Genomic DNA, 16524 nt, shown 5'->3' with positions numbered 1-16524 from the left:
AAGGTACCGCTTTACGGTATTCTTGCTTATTCTCGATCTCGAAGGTCGGGAAACTGAAAAATCCTTGTTCCCATTTCGCCCTTCATCCGGTAGAGCAGGCAGAGGCGCCCCCCTTGCTGCACCCCGCGCAATAGACGAATCTCCTCTACCGCAACCCCGATCACCTCGCCGGTCATCACCTTTCGGTGAACTTCCAGGCCAGTTCCCGGAGCCGGATAATATCCAATTACTAATGACAGACGTTGTGTCTGACAACGAGGAAAGTATCCACATTGTGCCCGGCATACTCGAATATTGTTGTCTTTGGCGGCCCTTCTTCACTTTTTTGGTTTATTTTTAATAGACATGGTGAACCAGCAATATCAGTCCAGCAAATGGCAGATGGTTTGTCAGATATCCAAAAGGCAAAACGGAGGGCGAAAATTACCCGCAGGATAAAAATGTGTGATTTGAGGCACGCAATTGCGACAAAATTACTTGACAACGGAGCAGATTTGAAGCACGTTAGCGTCTTACAAGGTCGCCGATCTGTTCAACAAACGGTCGACACCTGTCAGCACTTTTCACAGAGCTTGAGCGAAGAGGCTGTAGGGAAATTACCCTCAGTTTTCGAGGAGGAATAGCCCTTGGTACCACTGGTAACAGTTGGTAATATAAATCTAAAAAGAAAAAACGTGCAAACGCAGTCGGGGAGTGGCTCAGTCTGGTAGAGCACAGCGTTCGGGACGCTGGGGTCGGAGGTTCAAATCCTCTCTTCCCGACCAATTCTAAAGGGTTTCAGGCGATTGTCTGAAACCCTTTTTTTGTTGCACATGCTGTCATCCCTGGGGCCGTATCACTCAGTACCGCTTTACTCCTGCTCTTCATTCTTTCCCTTGAGTATTGGTCTGAGGTCTTCGAGCTTGTCGAACAGATGCCAGATGTAGTTGCTCGTTCCATTGACGCGGTGCGCATGCAGATCGGCAAGGGCTGGGTCGTTGCAGTAGTTGTCGAAGGCTGCCTGTGAGGCCCACTCAACCAGGATAAAAACACTGCGGGGCTCGATGTCGCCTCCGGCAGCCGCACGGAATTTTCCCAGGGCCACGACGCGGCCATCGTGAGCTTTGACTTCCTGGACCGATTTCCTTGAATAGGCGAGGTACTCATCCCTGTTCGAAACGTTGAAGAGATTGAGGGCGTAGACAGGCTGGGACATGGGTGTTTCTCCTCGGTGAGTTTTGGCGGTTAGTTCTTTGTCTCCAGTTTGGCGGCATCTATAACCATCAGGGTGATAGTGCTTCTGGAAACCATTTTTTCATGGGTGTCCCTGATATCAAAGACTGTGGATTGAGCGACAATTATTTGTTTTCCCTGACTGATTATTTCTGAGCTGCACCGCAGTGCATGGCCATAGGCGGGTTTTAAAAAATTGATTTTAAATTCGATGCTCAATATTCTTTTCCTGTCGGGCACAAGGGTGTAGGCAGCGTAGCCGGCGGTATGGTCAGACATAGTAGCAATTACCCCGGCATGTATGAAATTATCCTGGGTTTTATGATTGTCGCCAATTTTTAAAGTGGATGCAAAAATTCCTTTTCCTGCTTTTAACACCTCGAATCCACAGAATTCAATAAATCCCCGGCGAAAATCTTTTTCAAGAAAGTCAAGCCTCTCCTGAGTGAGTTCTAATTGCATAATCAACCTCTCTTGCTAAATGTTTTTTCCCGGAAAGGACCTCGAGTCATTCTCCTCTTTTTACTGCTCAGAGATGATTTCATGTAAAACATTGTCGACCACAACAGGCGTGTCGAGATACGTCAATGTGGGATCGGAGCCATACTTACTCCGCACGAACGCTTTCCACTCGTCCGTGTACAACGCATCAGCATCCTCCCGGGACTGCCAGAGGTAGACACCTCCGGCTTTGGTGCCGTCTGGCGTCAAAAAATAGTACTTTCTTATCAACCCGGGCATGCCCTGGTATTTCGGAGCGGTACCCAGGAAAATCTGTCGAGCCGCATGGTTCGTGAGTGGTTCTGGAAGTTTGAATTCAGCAATTACGGTAATCATTGATCCCTCCGGGTGGTTCACGTGTTTCAAATTCAACGTGTATCAGGTTACTGCGTTTAACAGACGGAAGAGGTACAGAGGTACCTTGAGGCAGATTGTCTTTCCTGCAAACCAAAAAAGACAACAAGCTGTATGGTACTAACCATTTTTTTTCATGGGTGACAAGGGCAGGAGTACCACTCAACTTCTCATTCTGATGCGGTCGATTGCCCCTTCCCGGAAAATTTATGCAATGTCGATGCTGCCGGATGCGGTGGGAGTGAATTTGCCGCCCAGGGTATAGCGGGAGCCCGGTGAGTAGAAGGTGCTGCTGGTGGCAACCAGCTCACCGACCCAGGTCTTGCGATGCAGGGCCAGGCATGGTTCTGCTGCGTTTATTTCCAGGAGGTCGCGGATCCAGGGGTCGGGGATCAACGCCTCGACGATATGTTCAACCGCAGTTACCGCAGCGATGCTGAGCAGGTAATCGCTTACGGTAATCCGGCTGAAATCCTGGTTGAGATAAGCAGGGGCAATGCGGGGATTGATATATCGGCAGCCAAGCTGGATCGGCACCTTATGGTCTTTATGGACAATAATGGAGTGGAATACGGGAGCATACGGCTGCAGTTGCATCGCCAGGGCCACCGACGGTTTGGCCTTTTCTTCCTGCAGCAGGTGCACCGTGCAGGAGTAGGAGCCACCCCTGGCACGAATCTCCTCGGCAATGGAGCTGATCTGCAGCAGGGCCGCCTGCGGTTTTCGATCGGCGACAAAGGTGCCGCGGCCCTGGATGCGTTTGATTCGCCCTTCGGCGGTCAATTCCCGCAGGGCCCTGTTGACGGTCATGCGGGAGACATTGAGGCCGGCAACCAGCTCGGCTTCCGATTCGATCTTCATGCCGGGCAGCAAGGCCGAATCATTGATCTTGTCGATTATATACTCTTTTACCTGCTGGTAGAGCGGCGGTCGGCCAGTCTGAGTGGTTAGTTTATCCATCTTTCTGAAATGTCAGGTGAAACTCGGCAACAGATCGGCGCTGACCAGATGATTGAAGGCACCCGCCTGCACCAGCTGTTGGGCATTTTTGATATCCGGGGCAAAGTACCGGTCCTGGTCATAAAAGGCAACCACCTCGCGGACCAGCGCTTTCGCCTCTTCAAGCAGGGGCGAGGTCTTGAGAGGGGCGCGGAAATCGACACCCTGGCAGGCTGCCAACAGCTCAATGGCCAGTACACCCGCGGTATTGTCGGCCATTTCAAGAAGTCGTCTGGCGGCAAAGGTAGCCATGGAGACATGATCCTCCTGGTTGGCTGAGGTCGGCAGGCTATCGACGGATGCCGGGTGGGCCAGCGACTTGTTTTCACTGGCAAGAGCCGCTGAAGTTACCTGGGCAATCATAAAGCCGGAGTTGAGACCGCCTTTTTCGACGAGAAACGGCGGCAGCTTGGACATGTGGGCATCGATCAGCAGGGCCATGCGCCGTTCGGAAAGCGCGCCGATCTCGGCAATGGCCAGGGCCAGGTTGTCCGCGGCCATGGCGATCGGTTCGGCGTGAAAGTTGCCGCCGGAGATAATGTCGTTTTCCCGGGAAAAAACCAGCGGATTGTCGGATACCGCGTTTGCCTCTGTGGCGATTACCTCGGCACTATTGCGGATCTGGGTGAGGCAGGCACCCATGACCTGCGGCTGGCAGCGCAGGGAATACGGGTCCTGCACCGCCTCGCAGAATTTATGGGAGAGCTCAATTTCACTGTGGTCCAGAAGGCGCCGGTAGCAGGCCGCAACATCGATCTGGCTTTTATGGCCCCGGACCGCATGGACCAGGGGATCAAAAGGCCGTCGACTGCCCAGCGCTGCCTCAACGCTGAGACTGCCCGAAACCATGGCGGCGGCAAACAACTCTTCGGCGGCAAACAGTCCCTCCAGGGCAAAAGCGGTTGACGCCTGGGTACCGTTCAACAGGGCGAGCCCTTCTTTAGGGCCGAGGGTGATGGGTGAAAGACCGGCTATCTGCAACCCTTCCAGGCCGGAAATTATTTTTCCTTGATGCAGTGCCTCCCCTTCACCAAGGAGAACCGTGCTCATATGGGCAAGAGGGGCCAGGTCGCCGGAGGCGCCAACCGACCCTTTCTGGGGGACGCATGGGTACACTTGGGCATTGACCAGCTGCACCAGCGCTTCGATGACCTCGAGCCGAATGCCGGAATAGCCCCGAGCCAGACTGTTGATTTTAAGGACCATCATCAGCCGCACGGTCGATTCCCGCATAAAAGTGCCGACGCCGGCGGCATGGGAGAGGACGATGGATCGCTGGAGATGTTCCAGTTCTTCGTTCGGAATAATGGTGCTTGCCAGCAGGCCAAAGCCGGTATTGATGCCGTAAATGACCCGTCCCTGTTTGATGACGTCTTCTACGGTTTTAACCGATGCATCAATTGGTGTCCGGCAACTTTTCGCCAGGCGTACTTTCACCGGTGCTTTCGCGATGAGCCGGAGTTGGTCAAGGGTGAGTTTGCCAGGGTCGATTTCTATTTCGGTGATCATTATTGTCGTCCTGTGAAATGAATGGGGGAGCTGCAGCCCTACGCTCCAGAGCTGATATTCTAAAGAATGTTTGCTTTTTATTGTATAGACAACACAGGCTGAAATCAACATTAATCCGTTCGTTTATTGGAACTTGTATGTACAAATTGCAGATGGTACTATTGTTCGAAAATGATTACCAATAAAGATGGCGTTGTAATGCTGGAAAAATGGCCCCCCAAGACCATTTCTTACGGGCAGACAACGGCGCAGATGAAGAGTGTTTACGACGCCTTTTATGAAGAACACAAACCAGGGAGAGTGATATGGTGCATAACACCCAGATTGCCGAGGTCATGAGGATTCGACTCGATGATGAACTGCCGGAAAAGCAAGACTTCCAACCAGGTATTCGACGTGCGCCGGATCGCGGTTTTCGGTTATCCAGAAGCCAGACCGAAACCGCCTTGAAAAACGCCTTGCGCTATATTCCCGAACAGTATCACGCAACCCTGCTGCCGGAATTTCTCGAGGAACTGAACAGCCGGGGCCGAATTTACGGCTATCGCTATCGTCCCTCTGGCCCGATCACGGCCAGACCCATTGATGAATACGCAGGCAACTGTCTGGCCGGCAAGGCTTTCCAGCTGATGATTGACAATAATCTCGATTTTGCGGTCGCCCTCTACCCCTACGAACTGGTGACCTATGGAGAGACCGGCAGCGTCTGCCAGAACTGGATGCAATTGCGGCTCATCAAAAAATACCTCCAGGTTATGACCGAAAACCAGACCCTGGTGATGCAGTCCGGTCATCCGCTGGGACTGTTCCGGTCGAGCCCGGACAATCCGCGGGTGATTATCACCAACGGGTTGATGGTCGGCCTCTACGACAATCCTGGCGACTGGGAAATCGCGGCGCAGATGGGGGTTTCTTCCTATGGCCAGATGACCGCGGGTGGCTGGATGTATATCGGTCCTCAGGGTATTGTCCACGGCACTTACAATACCCTGCTGGGTGGCGGCCGAAAAATGTGCGGGGTGGACGCTGCGGGCAATTTGGCCGGGCTGCTCTTTGTCACTTCCGGACTTGGCGGCATGAGCGGAGCGCAGCCCAAGGCGGCCAAGATTGCCGGCGCGGTTTCCATTACCGCCGAAGTTGATTTGTCGCGAATTGAAACCCGTCGGCAGCAGGGTTGGGTTGATGTCGTCTCCGCCGATCTGGCCGAGGTCGTCAGTGCCGCCCGGCAGAGTCTGGCCGCGAAAGGCAATACCTCGATTGCCTACCACGGCAATGTGGTTGACCTGCTCGAGTATCTGGCGGCAAAGGAGTTGAAGGTCGATCTGCTGTCCGACCAGACCTCCTGTCATGTTGTGTATGATGGCGGCTACTGTCCGCAGGGAATTGACTTTGCCGAACGGACCCGTCTGCTTGCCACCGACCGGGCGACTTTTAAAACCCTGGTCGATACGAGTCTTCGACGTCATTATGCTGCTATCCAGAAATTGTCGCAGCAGGGGGCTTATTTCTTTGATTATGGCAATGCCTTTTTAAAAGCCGTCTTTGATGCCGGCGTGACCGAAGTGGTGAAAAACGGAGTCGATGCCAAGGATGGTTTTGTCTTCCCGTCCTATTTTGAGGATATCATGGGGCCGATCTTTGACTATGGCTACGGACCCTTTCGCTGGGTCTGTTTGAGCGGCAAGGCAGAAGACCTTGATAAAACCGATCAGGCGGCGATGAGCTGCATCGATCCCGCGCGACGGCCGGAAGACCGCGACAACTATATCTGGATCAAAGAGGCGAAGGCCAATCGGCTGGTGGTGGGCAGTCAGGCACGGATTCTTTACTCCGATGCGGCAGGACGCACGGCCATTGCCCTGAAGTTTAACGACATGGTGCGTTGTGGCGAGGTCGGTCCAATCATTCTTGGTCGCGATCACCATGATCCGGGCGGGACTGATTCCCCGTTCCGGGAAACAGCCAATATTTATGACGGCAGCAACGTCTGTGCCGATATGGCGACCCACTGCTTTGCCGGTAATGCCGCCCGGGGCATGTCCCTGGTCGCCCTGCATAACGGTGGAGGAACCGGGATAGGCAAAGCGATTAACGGCGGTTTCGGCATGGTCCTGGACGGCAGTGATCGGGTGGATGAAATCCTGCGCAGCGCCATGTCCTGGGATGTAATGGGCGGTGTCGCCCGCCGTAACTGGGCGCGAAACCCCAATGCCATGGAAGTGGCGATGGCCTATAACAGAGACAACACCAATGGCGATCAGATTACCATCCCCTTCCAGACCGATGAGAAAAAGGTGGCCGAGGCAGTGGCTGATCTCTTTAGTGCCTTCGCCCCTGAAGGCTGTGAAAAAAATAAGAAATTCTGAGATAAATTTGAAATCAGAGGCTTAGACGTATCTCCACGGCACTTACACCCGCTTGTGGGGTTTTTCAAAGCAGCTCAGATAAAGGATTAGAGCGAGGCAGAGGATGTCACAACAACTTTTTCGTAATACGAAAATATACAGTCCGGTGGACAAGGGACGGCCGTGCTCCGGCATGGAGCAGGGGGAGCTGGCCCATTTCTTGAGAGGCGCACTGCTTGTTGAAGATGGTCTGATTGTGGCCGCAGGCGATGAGCAAGAGGTGTTGGCTGTCATAAAAACCGCCGGGGAAACAGAGGAAATAAACTGCGAAGGCCGGTGCATGGTGCCGGGCTTTGTCGATCCCCATACCCATATGTGTTTTGCCGCCCTCAGGGAAGCGGAATTTGCCCTGCGGATGCAGGGGACTGCGTATCTTGAAATTCTTCGCCAGGGCGGCGGGATCCTCTCTTCGGTTAAAGCGGTCGCTGCCGCCAGTGAGCAGGAGCTTTATGACAATACCCTTGGCCGCGTAATGACTGCGCTGCGGCTCGGCACCACGTCCATGGAAATCAAAAGCGGCTATGGGCTGGACACGGAGAATGAGCTGAAGATGCTGCGGGTTATCGGCAGGGTGGCAAGTGACACCCCGCTTGATATCGTGGCCACCTTTCTTGGCGCCCATGCCGTCCCCGAGCGGTATAAGAGTGATCCCGACGCGTTCGTAACCCTGCTTATTGACGAAATGCTGCCGCGGGTCAAAGAACAAGGGATTGCCCGATTCTGCGACGTGTTCTGCGAGACCGGCGTTTTTACCATAGAGCAGAGCCGCAGGCTGCTGAAAGCCGCACAGGCGATGGGCCTGGGGGTGAAGATCCATGCCGATGAGGTAAACGATCTGGGTGGCGCCGGGCTTGCCGCTGAGCTGGGCGCCTGTTCCGCCGACCACCTGCTTGCCGCAGGTACCGCAAATATCCAGGCGATGGCGCAGGCCGGGGTTGTCGCCACCCTGCTGCCGGCCACTGCGTACAGTCTCAGAAAAAACTATGCCCGGGCTCGACTGATGATCGAGACCAATGTGCCCGTGGCACTGGCCACCGATTGTAATCCGGGGTCGAGTTTTACCGAATCGATGCAGTTCGTCATCGGCCTGGCCGTCCTGAACATGCACATGACCCCGGCGGAAGCGCTGACCGGCGCGACATTAAACTCGGCCTATGCCATAAATATGGCGGATAAGGTCGGCAGCCTGGATAAAGGCAAACAGGCAGATTTCCTGCTTCTGGACGGGGATTCCCCGGTTATTCTTGCGTACCATGCCGGGGCAACATCGGTTGTCGATGTCTATAAAAAAGGGCAAAAAATATAAATTACTCGGGTTACTGGTTCCCATGTGGTCCATGGGATCTACCGGATACCGGGCTGTTTGGGGAGAGTGAAATGAAAAAAATAGTGGAATGTGTTCCCAATTTCTCAGAAGGAAAAAATGAGCAGACCATCCAGGCGATAGCCAAAGCCATTGAAACGACCGCTGGCTGCACCCTCCTCGATGTCGATGCCGGCAGATCGACCAATCGAACCGTTTACACCTTCGTCGGCGATCCGGACAGCGTGGTCGAGGGTGCTCTTGCCGCGGCACGGGTGGCTACCCAGCTGATCGATATGCGCAAGCATAGCGGCGAACATCCGCGCTTTGGCGCCATGGATGTCTGCCCGTTTATACCGGTAACCGGAGTGACCATGGAGGAATGTGTCGAAATCTCGAAACGATTCGCCCAAAGGGCCGCCGACGAACTCAAGGTGCCGTTTTATCTGTACGAAGCCGCCGCGGCCCATGATTATCGTCGAAAACTCCCGGATATCCGTCATGGCGAGTATGAGGGCCTTGCGGCACGCCTGAAGGATCCAAAGTGGCAGCCGGATTTCGGGCCGCAAGAATTTGTGCCGACCTGGGGCATTACCGCCACCGGTGCCCGCAATTTTCTTATTGCCTATAACGTCAATATCCTGGGGACACCGAACCAGGCCCATCGTATTGCCCTGAACCTGCGCGAGGCGGGCAGGGGGGAAGAGCAAACCGGTCGACTGGCCGAGGTGAAGGGCATGGGCTGGTTTGTCCGGGAATATAATATGGCCCAGGTGACCGTCAACCTCCTTGACTTTACGGTAACCCCCCTCCATGTCCTGTTCGAGGAGGTAAAAAAAGAAGCCGCTGCCCTCAATGTCGGCGTGGCCGGCTCCGAGATTGTCGGGCTTGTGCCGCTTGCGCCACTGCTGATGGCGGCTGATTATTATATCGAAAAAGAAAACCTGTTTATCTATGAAGAAGATCAGAAGATACGGCTGGCAGTCGAGCGGCTGGGACTGAACTCCGTGGCTCATTTTGTTCCCCAGGACAAGATTATTGAATACCGGGTGGCTGAAAAGCCGGTCGAGCCCCTGGCCGGCTCAACAGTCCGCGGTTTCATTGAAGAAATTGCCGCCCGCACCTCCGCACCGGGCGGAGGCTCTGCGTCGGCCGCCATTGCGGCGATCGGCACCGCCCTTGGCGCCATGGTTGCCAAACTTACCTACGGGGTGCGTAAATTCGAAGCGGTGCAGCCGCATATGCAGCGGGCAATCCCCGTACTGCACGAGCTCACCGGCAAGCTTATCCCGATGATTGATGCCGACACCTCAGCCTTTAATCTGTATATGGAAGGGGTACGGATGCCCCAGGATACAGAGGAAGAAAAAGCAGCCCGAAACGACTGCATGCAGGCGGGTCTGAAGACGGCTATTCAGGTGCCGCTGACCACCATGCGGCTGGGTGATGCGGCCTGGGACAGCCTCTGCGAAGTGGCTCGGTACGGCAATCCGGCCTCGAGCTCAGATACTCTGGTTGGCGCCCGGGCCCTGGAAACCGGGATATGGGGAGCCTATCAGAATGTGCTGATCAATATGACGGACATTCAGGATACGGTTTATAAAGAAAAAACCCTTGGTGAAGCGGAAAAAATTGCGGCTCGAGCCGCGGAAAAATGTTCTGAAGTGCGGCGAATACTACATTCCTGATCCTTGGTGACGCTTCGTAACCCCATACGATAATTTGGCTTACCGTTAGACCATTGTCGGCAGCAATAACGCGAGGATCATTTTTTCGCTAAAAACTTGAATTTCCGGAAAAATTTGGGTATACTCGACGTCTTTTTCGAAACCTTGCCCGTGGTGTGAAGACATCTTATCGTGTTCCACGACGTGACATGCAGGCCGCAGGCCGAGCAATTTTTTAAAATTTTTGGAGTTTTGCAGTAGAGAATATCATGGCAAATAAACTGTATGTAGCGGGAACAGAACCCCGCAGTGGAAAATCGGCTATTATCCTTGGCCTGATGGAGCTTTTGACCAGAAACATCAAGAAGGTTGCATTTTTTAAACCGCTTATCGAGGATGATTATTCCAGGGTCGGTAAGCTCCGGCGGGATAATACTATCAATCTTATCATGCAACACTATCATCTGTCTTTGGATTATCATGAGATGTATGCCTATTCTGTCGCCCAGGCCAGTCAGCTTATTGCCATGGGGAGAAATGCAGAGTTACATGATGGTATAATGGCTAAATACAATAACCTGGCTGAAAAGGCTGATTTTGTCCTGTGTGAAGGTATTGAATTGGCAGGGGCGGCCGCCTCCTTTGATTTTGATATCAATGTTGATATCAGCAATAATCTCGGTTGCCCCCTGATGCTGGTAGCCGGAGCGAAGAACAAGACGATTGAGGAGGTGGTACGCTCAATCAAGGTGTACTATGAGTCGCTCGCCGAACGGAGTTGTGACCTGGTGGCAACCATCGTTAACAGAGCTGATCCGGCAATTGCTGAAGCTATGGAGGTGCGGCTTCTTTCAGAAAGCATAAACCGGAAAAAGCTTGTTTATGTTATTCCAAACAATGAAAACCTGGGTAATCCTTCTATAGGCGAGGTCGCCCGTCTGTCGAGCGCTGAAATTCTCTACGGGGAGGAAAACCTCACCCGTCATGTTCGCAGCTTTACTATAGCTGCCATGCAGCTGAGAAATTTCCTGGACAGGATTGAGTATGGCACGCTGGTGATTACTCCCGGCGATCGCTCCGATGTCATTCTGGCCTGTCTGGCTGCAGGAGAGTCAATGACCATGCCGAACATCTCCGGGATCATGTTGACCGGTGGATTGGTTCCTGAAGCACCGGTCCAGAGGGTTATTGAAGGATTCAAGCAAACGGTCCCGATAATTTCAGTAAATGAAAACACCTTCCAGGCGGCAATTCGAGTCGATAATATCCATGCTAAAATTACCCCGGACAATACCAGAAAGATAACTCAGGCCCTGGCGGTTTTTGAACGGCACATTGATATGAATGAGCTCAGTGACAGAATTATCAAGACCAAAACCACCATTGTTACGCCGAAGATGTTCGAGTCCCAGCTGCTTCAGCGCGCCAAGGCCCACAAGCAGCATATTGTGCTGCCCGAAGGTGAGGATGAACGGGTTCTGAAGGCCGCAGAAATTTTGTTGCGTCGTGACGTCGTTGATCTAACCCTGCTTGGACGGGAAGATAAAATACACGAACGGGTCAGAAGTTTGGGGTTGCATCTGGAAAAAGCAAAAATCATTGATCCGAGAAAATTTGCATTTCTTGAAGAATATGTAGACACCTACTATCAGTTGCGCAAGGATAAAGGGATAACCCTCGATAATGCCCGGGATATTATGGTTGATTTGAATTTTTTCGGTACCATGATGATTTATAAAGACCATGCCGACGGTATGGTCTCGGGCGCGGTGCATACCACCGCAGATACTATCCGTCCCGCCTTTCAATTCATTAAGACGAAACCGGGTTGTTCGGTTGTTTCCAGCGTATTCCTGATGTGCTTGAATGACCGGGTACTGGCCTACGGAGACTGTGCTGTCAATCCGGACCCGACCGCCGAACAGCTGGCCGAGATCGCTATCGGTTCAGCCAAGACGGCTGCCCTTTTTGGTATTTATCCGCGGGTGGCCATGCTGTCCTATTCATCCGGCAGATCAGGAAAAGGACTGCAGGTGGATAAGGTGAGGAAAGGTACTGAAATTGCGCAGGAAATGGCGAAAACACTGTATCCTGGCCTGGAGATCGAAGGGCCGATTCAGTATGACGCAGCCGTTGACATGGAGGTTGCCAAGACCAAGATGCCCGACAGCAAGGTCGCCGGCAGGGCGACGGTGTTTGTCTTTCCGGATCTGAACACCGGCAACAATACCTATAAAGCGGTACAGAGATCGGCCGGCGCGATTGCCGTGGGGCCAATTCTGCAGGGATTGCGTAAACCGGTAAATGATTTAAGCCGTGGCTGCCTGGTGCCGGATATTGTCAATACCGTCGCAATCACTGCCGTTCAGGCATATGCGGATAAACAGAGCGAGTAAAGAATTACGTACCTGGTCGTGCACGTGACCGCCGTCGGCGCCCTGCCGACGGCGGTCACTGCCAGTCACACCTTACGCTTTCTTGACGGCCCGCATCTTTTTAACTAATTCGCGCAAATAATTGAGCCAGCTCTCCATGCCATTGCCGGTCGTGGAGGAAAGGTCCATGGTCCTGAGCTTAGGATTGAGCTGCAGCGCGTCGCCCATTGCTTCTGCTACCGGAAAATCAAAGTAGGGCAGAAGGTCGGTTTTTGTGATGACAAAGGTATGCGAACTGGTAAAGGCTTTAGGGTATTTAGCCGGTTTATCAGGCCCTTCGGGGACGGAAACCAGGACTACGCGCTCATGCTCGCCGAGGTCGAAGGTGGCCGGGCAGACCAGGTTGCCGACATTTTCGATAAAAAGCAGCTCTATCGCCTCTCCGCCAGGTTCTTTCTGTAGCCGGTGAAACCCTTTGTGCGTCATGGCCGCGTCAAGGTGGCAGGCTCCACCGGTAGTCAGTTGAATCACCGGTACACCTTTTGCCCTGATTCGTTCGGCATCCCGTTCTGTTTCAATATCGCCTTCGATAACCCCGATATTAATCTCTCCTTTCAATGCCTCGATGGTGTGTTCCAGCAGGGTCGTTTTGCCGGAACCGGGACTGCTGATCAGGTTGAGCGCAACTGCGCCGATCTCATCGAAATGCTCGCGGTTGGCCCGGGCAAGAGCATCGTTGGCGGCAAACAGGCTGGCGTGCACATCCACGGTTTTGCTGTGGCTATGGCTATGACCTGAGGAATGGTCGTGGTCGTGACTATGGTCGGAAGGGCTGGGGCAGCCGCAGGTATCGCACATTATGTTACCTCGTCGAAGTAAATTTTGAAAAACCATTAATGTTTAATTTTACAATGGCGTCGTAAAAATTCTTCATCTGCTTCGTTGCTGCCAAATATGAAGTTTTTTACTTAGCCATTTCATTCCATTTCCACCTGGCGCAACAGCAGATCACTGCCGCCATCGGGAATAAGCAACAACTCTCCGCAGGCTGGACATGCATCCGGTTTTCTGCCGGCGGTGATCTCCACATGACTGCAATTTGTGCATCGGTAACTCACGGGAGGCACCTGGATAATCATTTTTGCACCTCGTACCAGCTCATCATCGGCGGATAAAATATCGAAACCGAACTGGAAAGAGTCGACGACAACCCCGCAAAGGGGCCCGATCTCCATGGTGACGCTGATGATCCTGGTCGCATTATTGGCCGCAGCCAGCTCTTTCAGTTGCTCGAAAAGGCCCTGGACTAATGATATTTCATGCATAACAATTCATGGTTTCTCAGGATGAAAACAGATTTACTTTCTGGTGACTTCCACGCCCAGTTCGGCCAGACGGGCGAGGATCATCTCGGCCACTTCTACTTTTCGTTTCTCCACCACATCGGAGAGTTCGATGGATTCCTCAAGTTCCTTGGGGATAACCGTATAAAACTCCACATGTTCGGGGGCTGCGTCACGCAGTTTTGATACTTCAAGTATCTCCAGCAGACCGAGTTGATGGGGGGACATCCGGGTTTGAAAATTACCGGCCTGCACATCGTCTAAGGTGTAAAAGTGAAATTCTCCTGGTTCGCCTTCAATATCAACCACATCGATGACAAAGATCGGATCGCATTCCTCCAGGAAAGGGGCCATGTAAATTCCGGCGGTGCCCACATCCTGAATTTCTACTTTGTCCGGGAAGCTATAATTTTCCTGGAGATAGTGGACGACATGGACACCAAAACCTTCGTCTCGTAAGATAAAGTTGCCGATACCGGCAATGCCTATTTTTTTCTCTATTATCATGGGGTGCCCTGCTCCTGAAAAGACTCTCGGCTTATTGTTCATGTATCGGGGGGGTGTATTGGCCACGTTTGATTGCTTAACAGATGCGAGGCAGAGGGACCCCGTGAAGCGGTGTGACCACCCTCGCTCCGCCGACCGGGGTATTAATGATAACCCGTCCGGCTTTTTCAGCAGTGAGTCTGCCGATAATTGCTGCTTCTCTGCCCTCAGGGGTCGCCCGCATAACGGCAAGGGCCTGTTCCGCCTGTTCCCCGCTGACAATCGCGAGGCATTTGCCTTCATTGGCCAGATAGAGGGGCTCCAGGCCAAGGAGTTCACAGGCGGCGCGAACCTGCGGGCGAACCGGCAGGGCCTCGTCGGAAAGCTCAATGCCAAGCCTGCTGTTTTCGGCAATTTCACAAAGCGTCGAAGCGACCCCGCCTCGGGTCGGGTCGCGCAGGGCGTGCACCGTACCGGCAGGCAGCTCCCGCAGCAATGTTGCCACGAGTCTATGCAGCGGCATGGTGTCGCTGTGCAGATCCCCCTGCACGGAGATCCCCGCCCGCCGGGTCATGATGGTGATACCGTGATCCCCCATGGTTCCAGAAAGAATGACTGCGTCACCGACTCGGGCGTTCCTGGAGGAAATGTCGATCTTTTCGTCGACAAAGCCGATGCCGGAAGTATTGATGAAAATTTTATCGCCTTTGCCTTTGGGGACCACTTTGGTGTCGCCGGTAACAATTGGGACCCCGGCCTCTTTGCACGCCTGGCTGATGGAGATGATCACTCGTTCCAGATCCGCAAAGCGCAGCCCTTCTTCAAGGATCAAACCCAGGCTGAGGCAATAGGGCACGGCGCCACGCATGGCCAGATCGTTGATGGTGCCATGAACGGCAAGTTTGCCGATATCCCCACCCGGGAAGAAAATGGGATCGACCACGTAGCTGTCGGTGGTGAACGTCAGTTTGCCCGGTTTATTGGGCAAAATAGCACTATCTTCGAGACCTCGCAGGATCGGGTGGTCAAGATATTTTAGAAAGAGATCGCCGATCAGCTGCTGGCTGGCGAGACCGCCGCTGCCATGGTCGAGTAAGATTGTTTTTTCAGACATGATTTTATTTTTTGGTGATAAACTCGTAAAAATTCACATTGCAAGATGGTTAAGTAAAAAACTTCATATGCGAGGCGTAAGATTTTTATATCATTTCGGCGTACTAAAGTACGTCGTAATGATATGAAAATTGCAACAACGACGCAGATGAAGAATTTTTACGACGCCATCATTCACGTCCATATTTATGATACGCTGCGCAGGTCCCTTCACTGGACACCATGCAGGGGCCAACGGGATGGGCGGGAGTACAGCGGGTATCGAAAAGCGGGCATTCTCGGGGGGTGTTCATTCCTTTTAAGATGTTGCCGCACATGCATCCCCTGGGTTCCTCTGCCTGGGGCAGGGTAATGTCGAGTCGCACCTCAGCGTCAAAGGCACCATATTTTTCACGAATTTTCAGACCGCTTGCCGGAATACGGCCAAGGCCGCGCCAGTCCATGTCGGCCGGTTCAAAAATTTCTTCGACCATCTTCCGGGCCCTCATGTTGCCTTCCCAGGAGACGGCGCGGGGGTAGGCGTTTTCCACTTTTATATCGTTCGTGCCTACCTGACGGGCGAGAAGGATGAGGCTCTTGACCAGATCGGCCGTCTCAAAACCGCCGACCACACAGGCCAGATGATATTTTTTTGCCAGTGGTTCCCAGGCCCCTGCGCCAATGATTGACGAGACATGGCCCGGACAGAGCAGGCCGTCGATTTTGAGCCGGGGATCACTGAGCAGGGCTTCCATCGGCGCCGGCATGGTTTTCTGGGTAGAAAAGACCATGAAATTATGGATCTTTTTGTTCCTGGCGGCAAGAATCGTCGCGGCGATTCCCGGGGTCGTTGTTTCAAAACCAACGCCGAGAAAAACCACCTGCTGGTCTGGATGCTGTATTGCCAGCTCGAGGGCATCCATCGGCGAATAGACTATGTCGATTTGAGCCCCGCCCGCGCTGGCCTGGGCAAGCGAGGTGCGGGTACCCGGTACGCGAAACAGATCACCAAAAATAGCCACCCGCACTCCAGGATAATCAGCTATGGCGATAAAGGCATCCATGTGTGAGGCAGAGGTGACGCAGACCGGGCAGCCGGGGCCGGAAACCAGTTCCATCCCCTCCGGCAGGATGCTCCGCAGCCCGTTGCGAAAGATGGCCATGGTATGGGAGCCGCATATCTCCATCACCCGCAGTGGTCTGGTGACGGTTTTTTTCAGCTCTTCAACCAGCGGTTTGACAAGTTGGAGATCACGGTATTCATCAAGGTGTTTCATG

General features: G+C 53.3%; 16 protein-coding genes and 1 tRNA gene. 6 read left to right on the top strand and 11 right to left on the bottom strand.

The window, feature by feature from the left end; translation table 11 throughout:
* Positions 1 to 26 precede the first annotated feature (26 nt).
* Positions 27 to 179, bottom strand: a complete 153-nt coding sequence (locus FCL47_RS24365; protein WP_153306360.1) for a hypothetical protein — start codon at positions 177 to 179, stop codon at positions 27 to 29.
* A 195-nt stretch (positions 180 to 374) separates the two neighbouring features.
* On the opposite strand from FCL47_RS24365, the gene FCL47_RS25595 reads away from it, so the two are divergent.
* Both FCL47_RS25595 and FCL47_RS08180 read left to right on the top strand, forming a co-directional pair.
* Positions 375 to 623, top strand: coding sequence for a tyrosine-type recombinase/integrase (locus FCL47_RS25595; protein WP_136812994.1), 249 nt, complete (start codon positions 375 to 377; stop codon positions 621 to 623).
* A 64-nt stretch (positions 624 to 687) separates the two neighbouring features.
* Positions 688 to 764: transfer RNA gene (locus FCL47_RS08180), tRNA-Pro, on the top strand.
* A gap of 86 nt (positions 765 to 850) precedes the next feature.
* On the opposite strand, the gene FCL47_RS08175 is transcribed toward FCL47_RS08180, so the two are convergent.
* The 5 genes from FCL47_RS08175 to hutH all read right to left on the bottom strand — a co-directional run bounded on the left by FCL47_RS08175 (position 851) and on the right by hutH (position 4572).
* The gene (locus FCL47_RS08175) at positions 851 to 1195 is read right to left on the bottom strand and encodes a DUF1330 domain-containing protein (protein ID WP_136812993.1); all 345 of its coding nucleotides are present in this window, start codon (positions 1193 to 1195) and stop codon (positions 851 to 853) included.
* A 29-nt stretch (positions 1196 to 1224) separates the two neighbouring features.
* Entirely contained in the window at positions 1225 to 1674 is a 450-nt protein-coding gene (locus tag FCL47_RS08170; RefSeq protein ID WP_136812992.1) for a PaaI family thioesterase, read from the bottom strand.
* A gap of 60 nt (positions 1675 to 1734) precedes the next feature.
* Entirely contained in the window at positions 1735 to 2049 is a 315-nt protein-coding gene (locus tag FCL47_RS08165) for a YdhR family protein (RefSeq protein ID WP_136812991.1), read from the bottom strand.
* Positions 2050 to 2274: 225 nt separating this feature from the next.
* Positions 2275 to 3027, bottom strand: coding sequence for a histidine utilization repressor (gene hutC / locus FCL47_RS08160; RefSeq protein WP_136812990.1), 753 nt, complete (start codon positions 3025 to 3027; stop codon positions 2275 to 2277).
* Positions 3028 to 3039: 12 nt separating this feature from the next.
* Positions 3040 to 4572 carry a histidine ammonia-lyase gene (gene hutH / locus FCL47_RS08155; RefSeq protein WP_136813052.1) on the bottom strand — a complete coding sequence of 511 codons (1533 nt, stop codon included), beginning with the start codon at positions 4570 to 4572 and terminating at the stop codon, positions 3040 to 3042.
* Between the two features lie 308 nt (positions 4573 to 4880).
* Between hutH and FCL47_RS08150 the strand changes: the two genes are divergently transcribed.
* From FCL47_RS08150 to pta, 4 genes are all read left to right on the top strand, one after another.
* A complete protein-coding gene (locus FCL47_RS08150; RefSeq protein ID WP_136812989.1) occupies positions 4881 to 6941 on the top strand; it encodes a urocanate hydratase in 2061 nt (686 codons plus the stop codon).
* Between the two features lie 103 nt (positions 6942 to 7044).
* On the top strand, positions 7045 to 8286 hold the full coding sequence (gene hutI / locus FCL47_RS08145) for an imidazolonepropionase (protein WP_136812988.1): 1242 nt from the start codon (positions 7045 to 7047) through the stop codon (positions 8284 to 8286).
* Between the two features lie 71 nt (positions 8287 to 8357).
* Entirely contained in the window at positions 8358 to 9971 is a 1614-nt protein-coding gene (ftcD, locus tag FCL47_RS08140) for a glutamate formimidoyltransferase (protein ID WP_136812987.1), read from the top strand.
* A 248-nt stretch (positions 9972 to 10219) separates the two neighbouring features.
* The gene (gene pta, locus FCL47_RS08135) at positions 10220 to 12346 is read left to right on the top strand and encodes a phosphate acetyltransferase (protein ID WP_136812986.1); all 2127 of its coding nucleotides are present in this window, start codon (positions 10220 to 10222) and stop codon (positions 12344 to 12346) included.
* A 72-nt stretch (positions 12347 to 12418) separates the two neighbouring features.
* Here the strand turns inward: pta and hypB are convergent, their stop codons facing one another.
* From hypB to hypD, 5 genes are all read right to left on the bottom strand, one after another.
* Positions 12419 to 13183 carry a hydrogenase nickel incorporation protein HypB gene (gene hypB, locus FCL47_RS08130; RefSeq protein WP_136812985.1) on the bottom strand — a complete coding sequence of 255 codons (765 nt, stop codon included), beginning with the start codon at positions 13181 to 13183 and terminating at the stop codon, positions 12419 to 12421.
* A 119-nt stretch (positions 13184 to 13302) separates the two neighbouring features.
* Positions 13303 to 13650: a hydrogenase maturation nickel metallochaperone HypA gene (locus FCL47_RS08125; protein ID WP_136812984.1), complete on the bottom strand. Its 348-nt coding sequence runs from the start codon at positions 13648 to 13650 to the stop codon at positions 13303 to 13305.
* Positions 13651 to 13683: 33 nt separating this feature from the next.
* Positions 13684 to 14175: a HyaD/HybD family hydrogenase maturation endopeptidase gene (locus tag FCL47_RS08120; RefSeq protein WP_136812983.1), complete on the bottom strand. Its 492-nt coding sequence runs from the start codon at positions 14173 to 14175 to the stop codon at positions 13684 to 13686.
* Positions 14176 to 14251: 76 nt separating this feature from the next.
* The gene (hypE, locus tag FCL47_RS08115) at positions 14252 to 15268 is read right to left on the bottom strand and encodes a hydrogenase expression/formation protein HypE (protein WP_136812982.1); all 1017 of its coding nucleotides are present in this window, start codon (positions 15266 to 15268) and stop codon (positions 14252 to 14254) included.
* A 169-nt stretch (positions 15269 to 15437) separates the two neighbouring features.
* Positions 15438 to 16523, bottom strand: coding sequence for a hydrogenase formation protein HypD (gene hypD, locus FCL47_RS08110; protein ID WP_136812981.1), 1086 nt, complete (start codon positions 16521 to 16523; stop codon positions 15438 to 15440).
* Between the last annotated feature and the right edge of the window lies 1 nt (position 16524).

Source organism: Desulfopila sp. IMCC35006, assembly GCF_005116645.1.
In the GTDB taxonomy this organism is placed as follows: domain Bacteria; phylum Desulfobacterota; class Desulfobulbia; order Desulfobulbales; family Desulfocapsaceae; genus Desulforhopalus_A.
The sequence above is the reverse complement of the archived record's forward strand: the minus strand, read 5'-3'. Positions and strand labels throughout refer to the sequence as shown.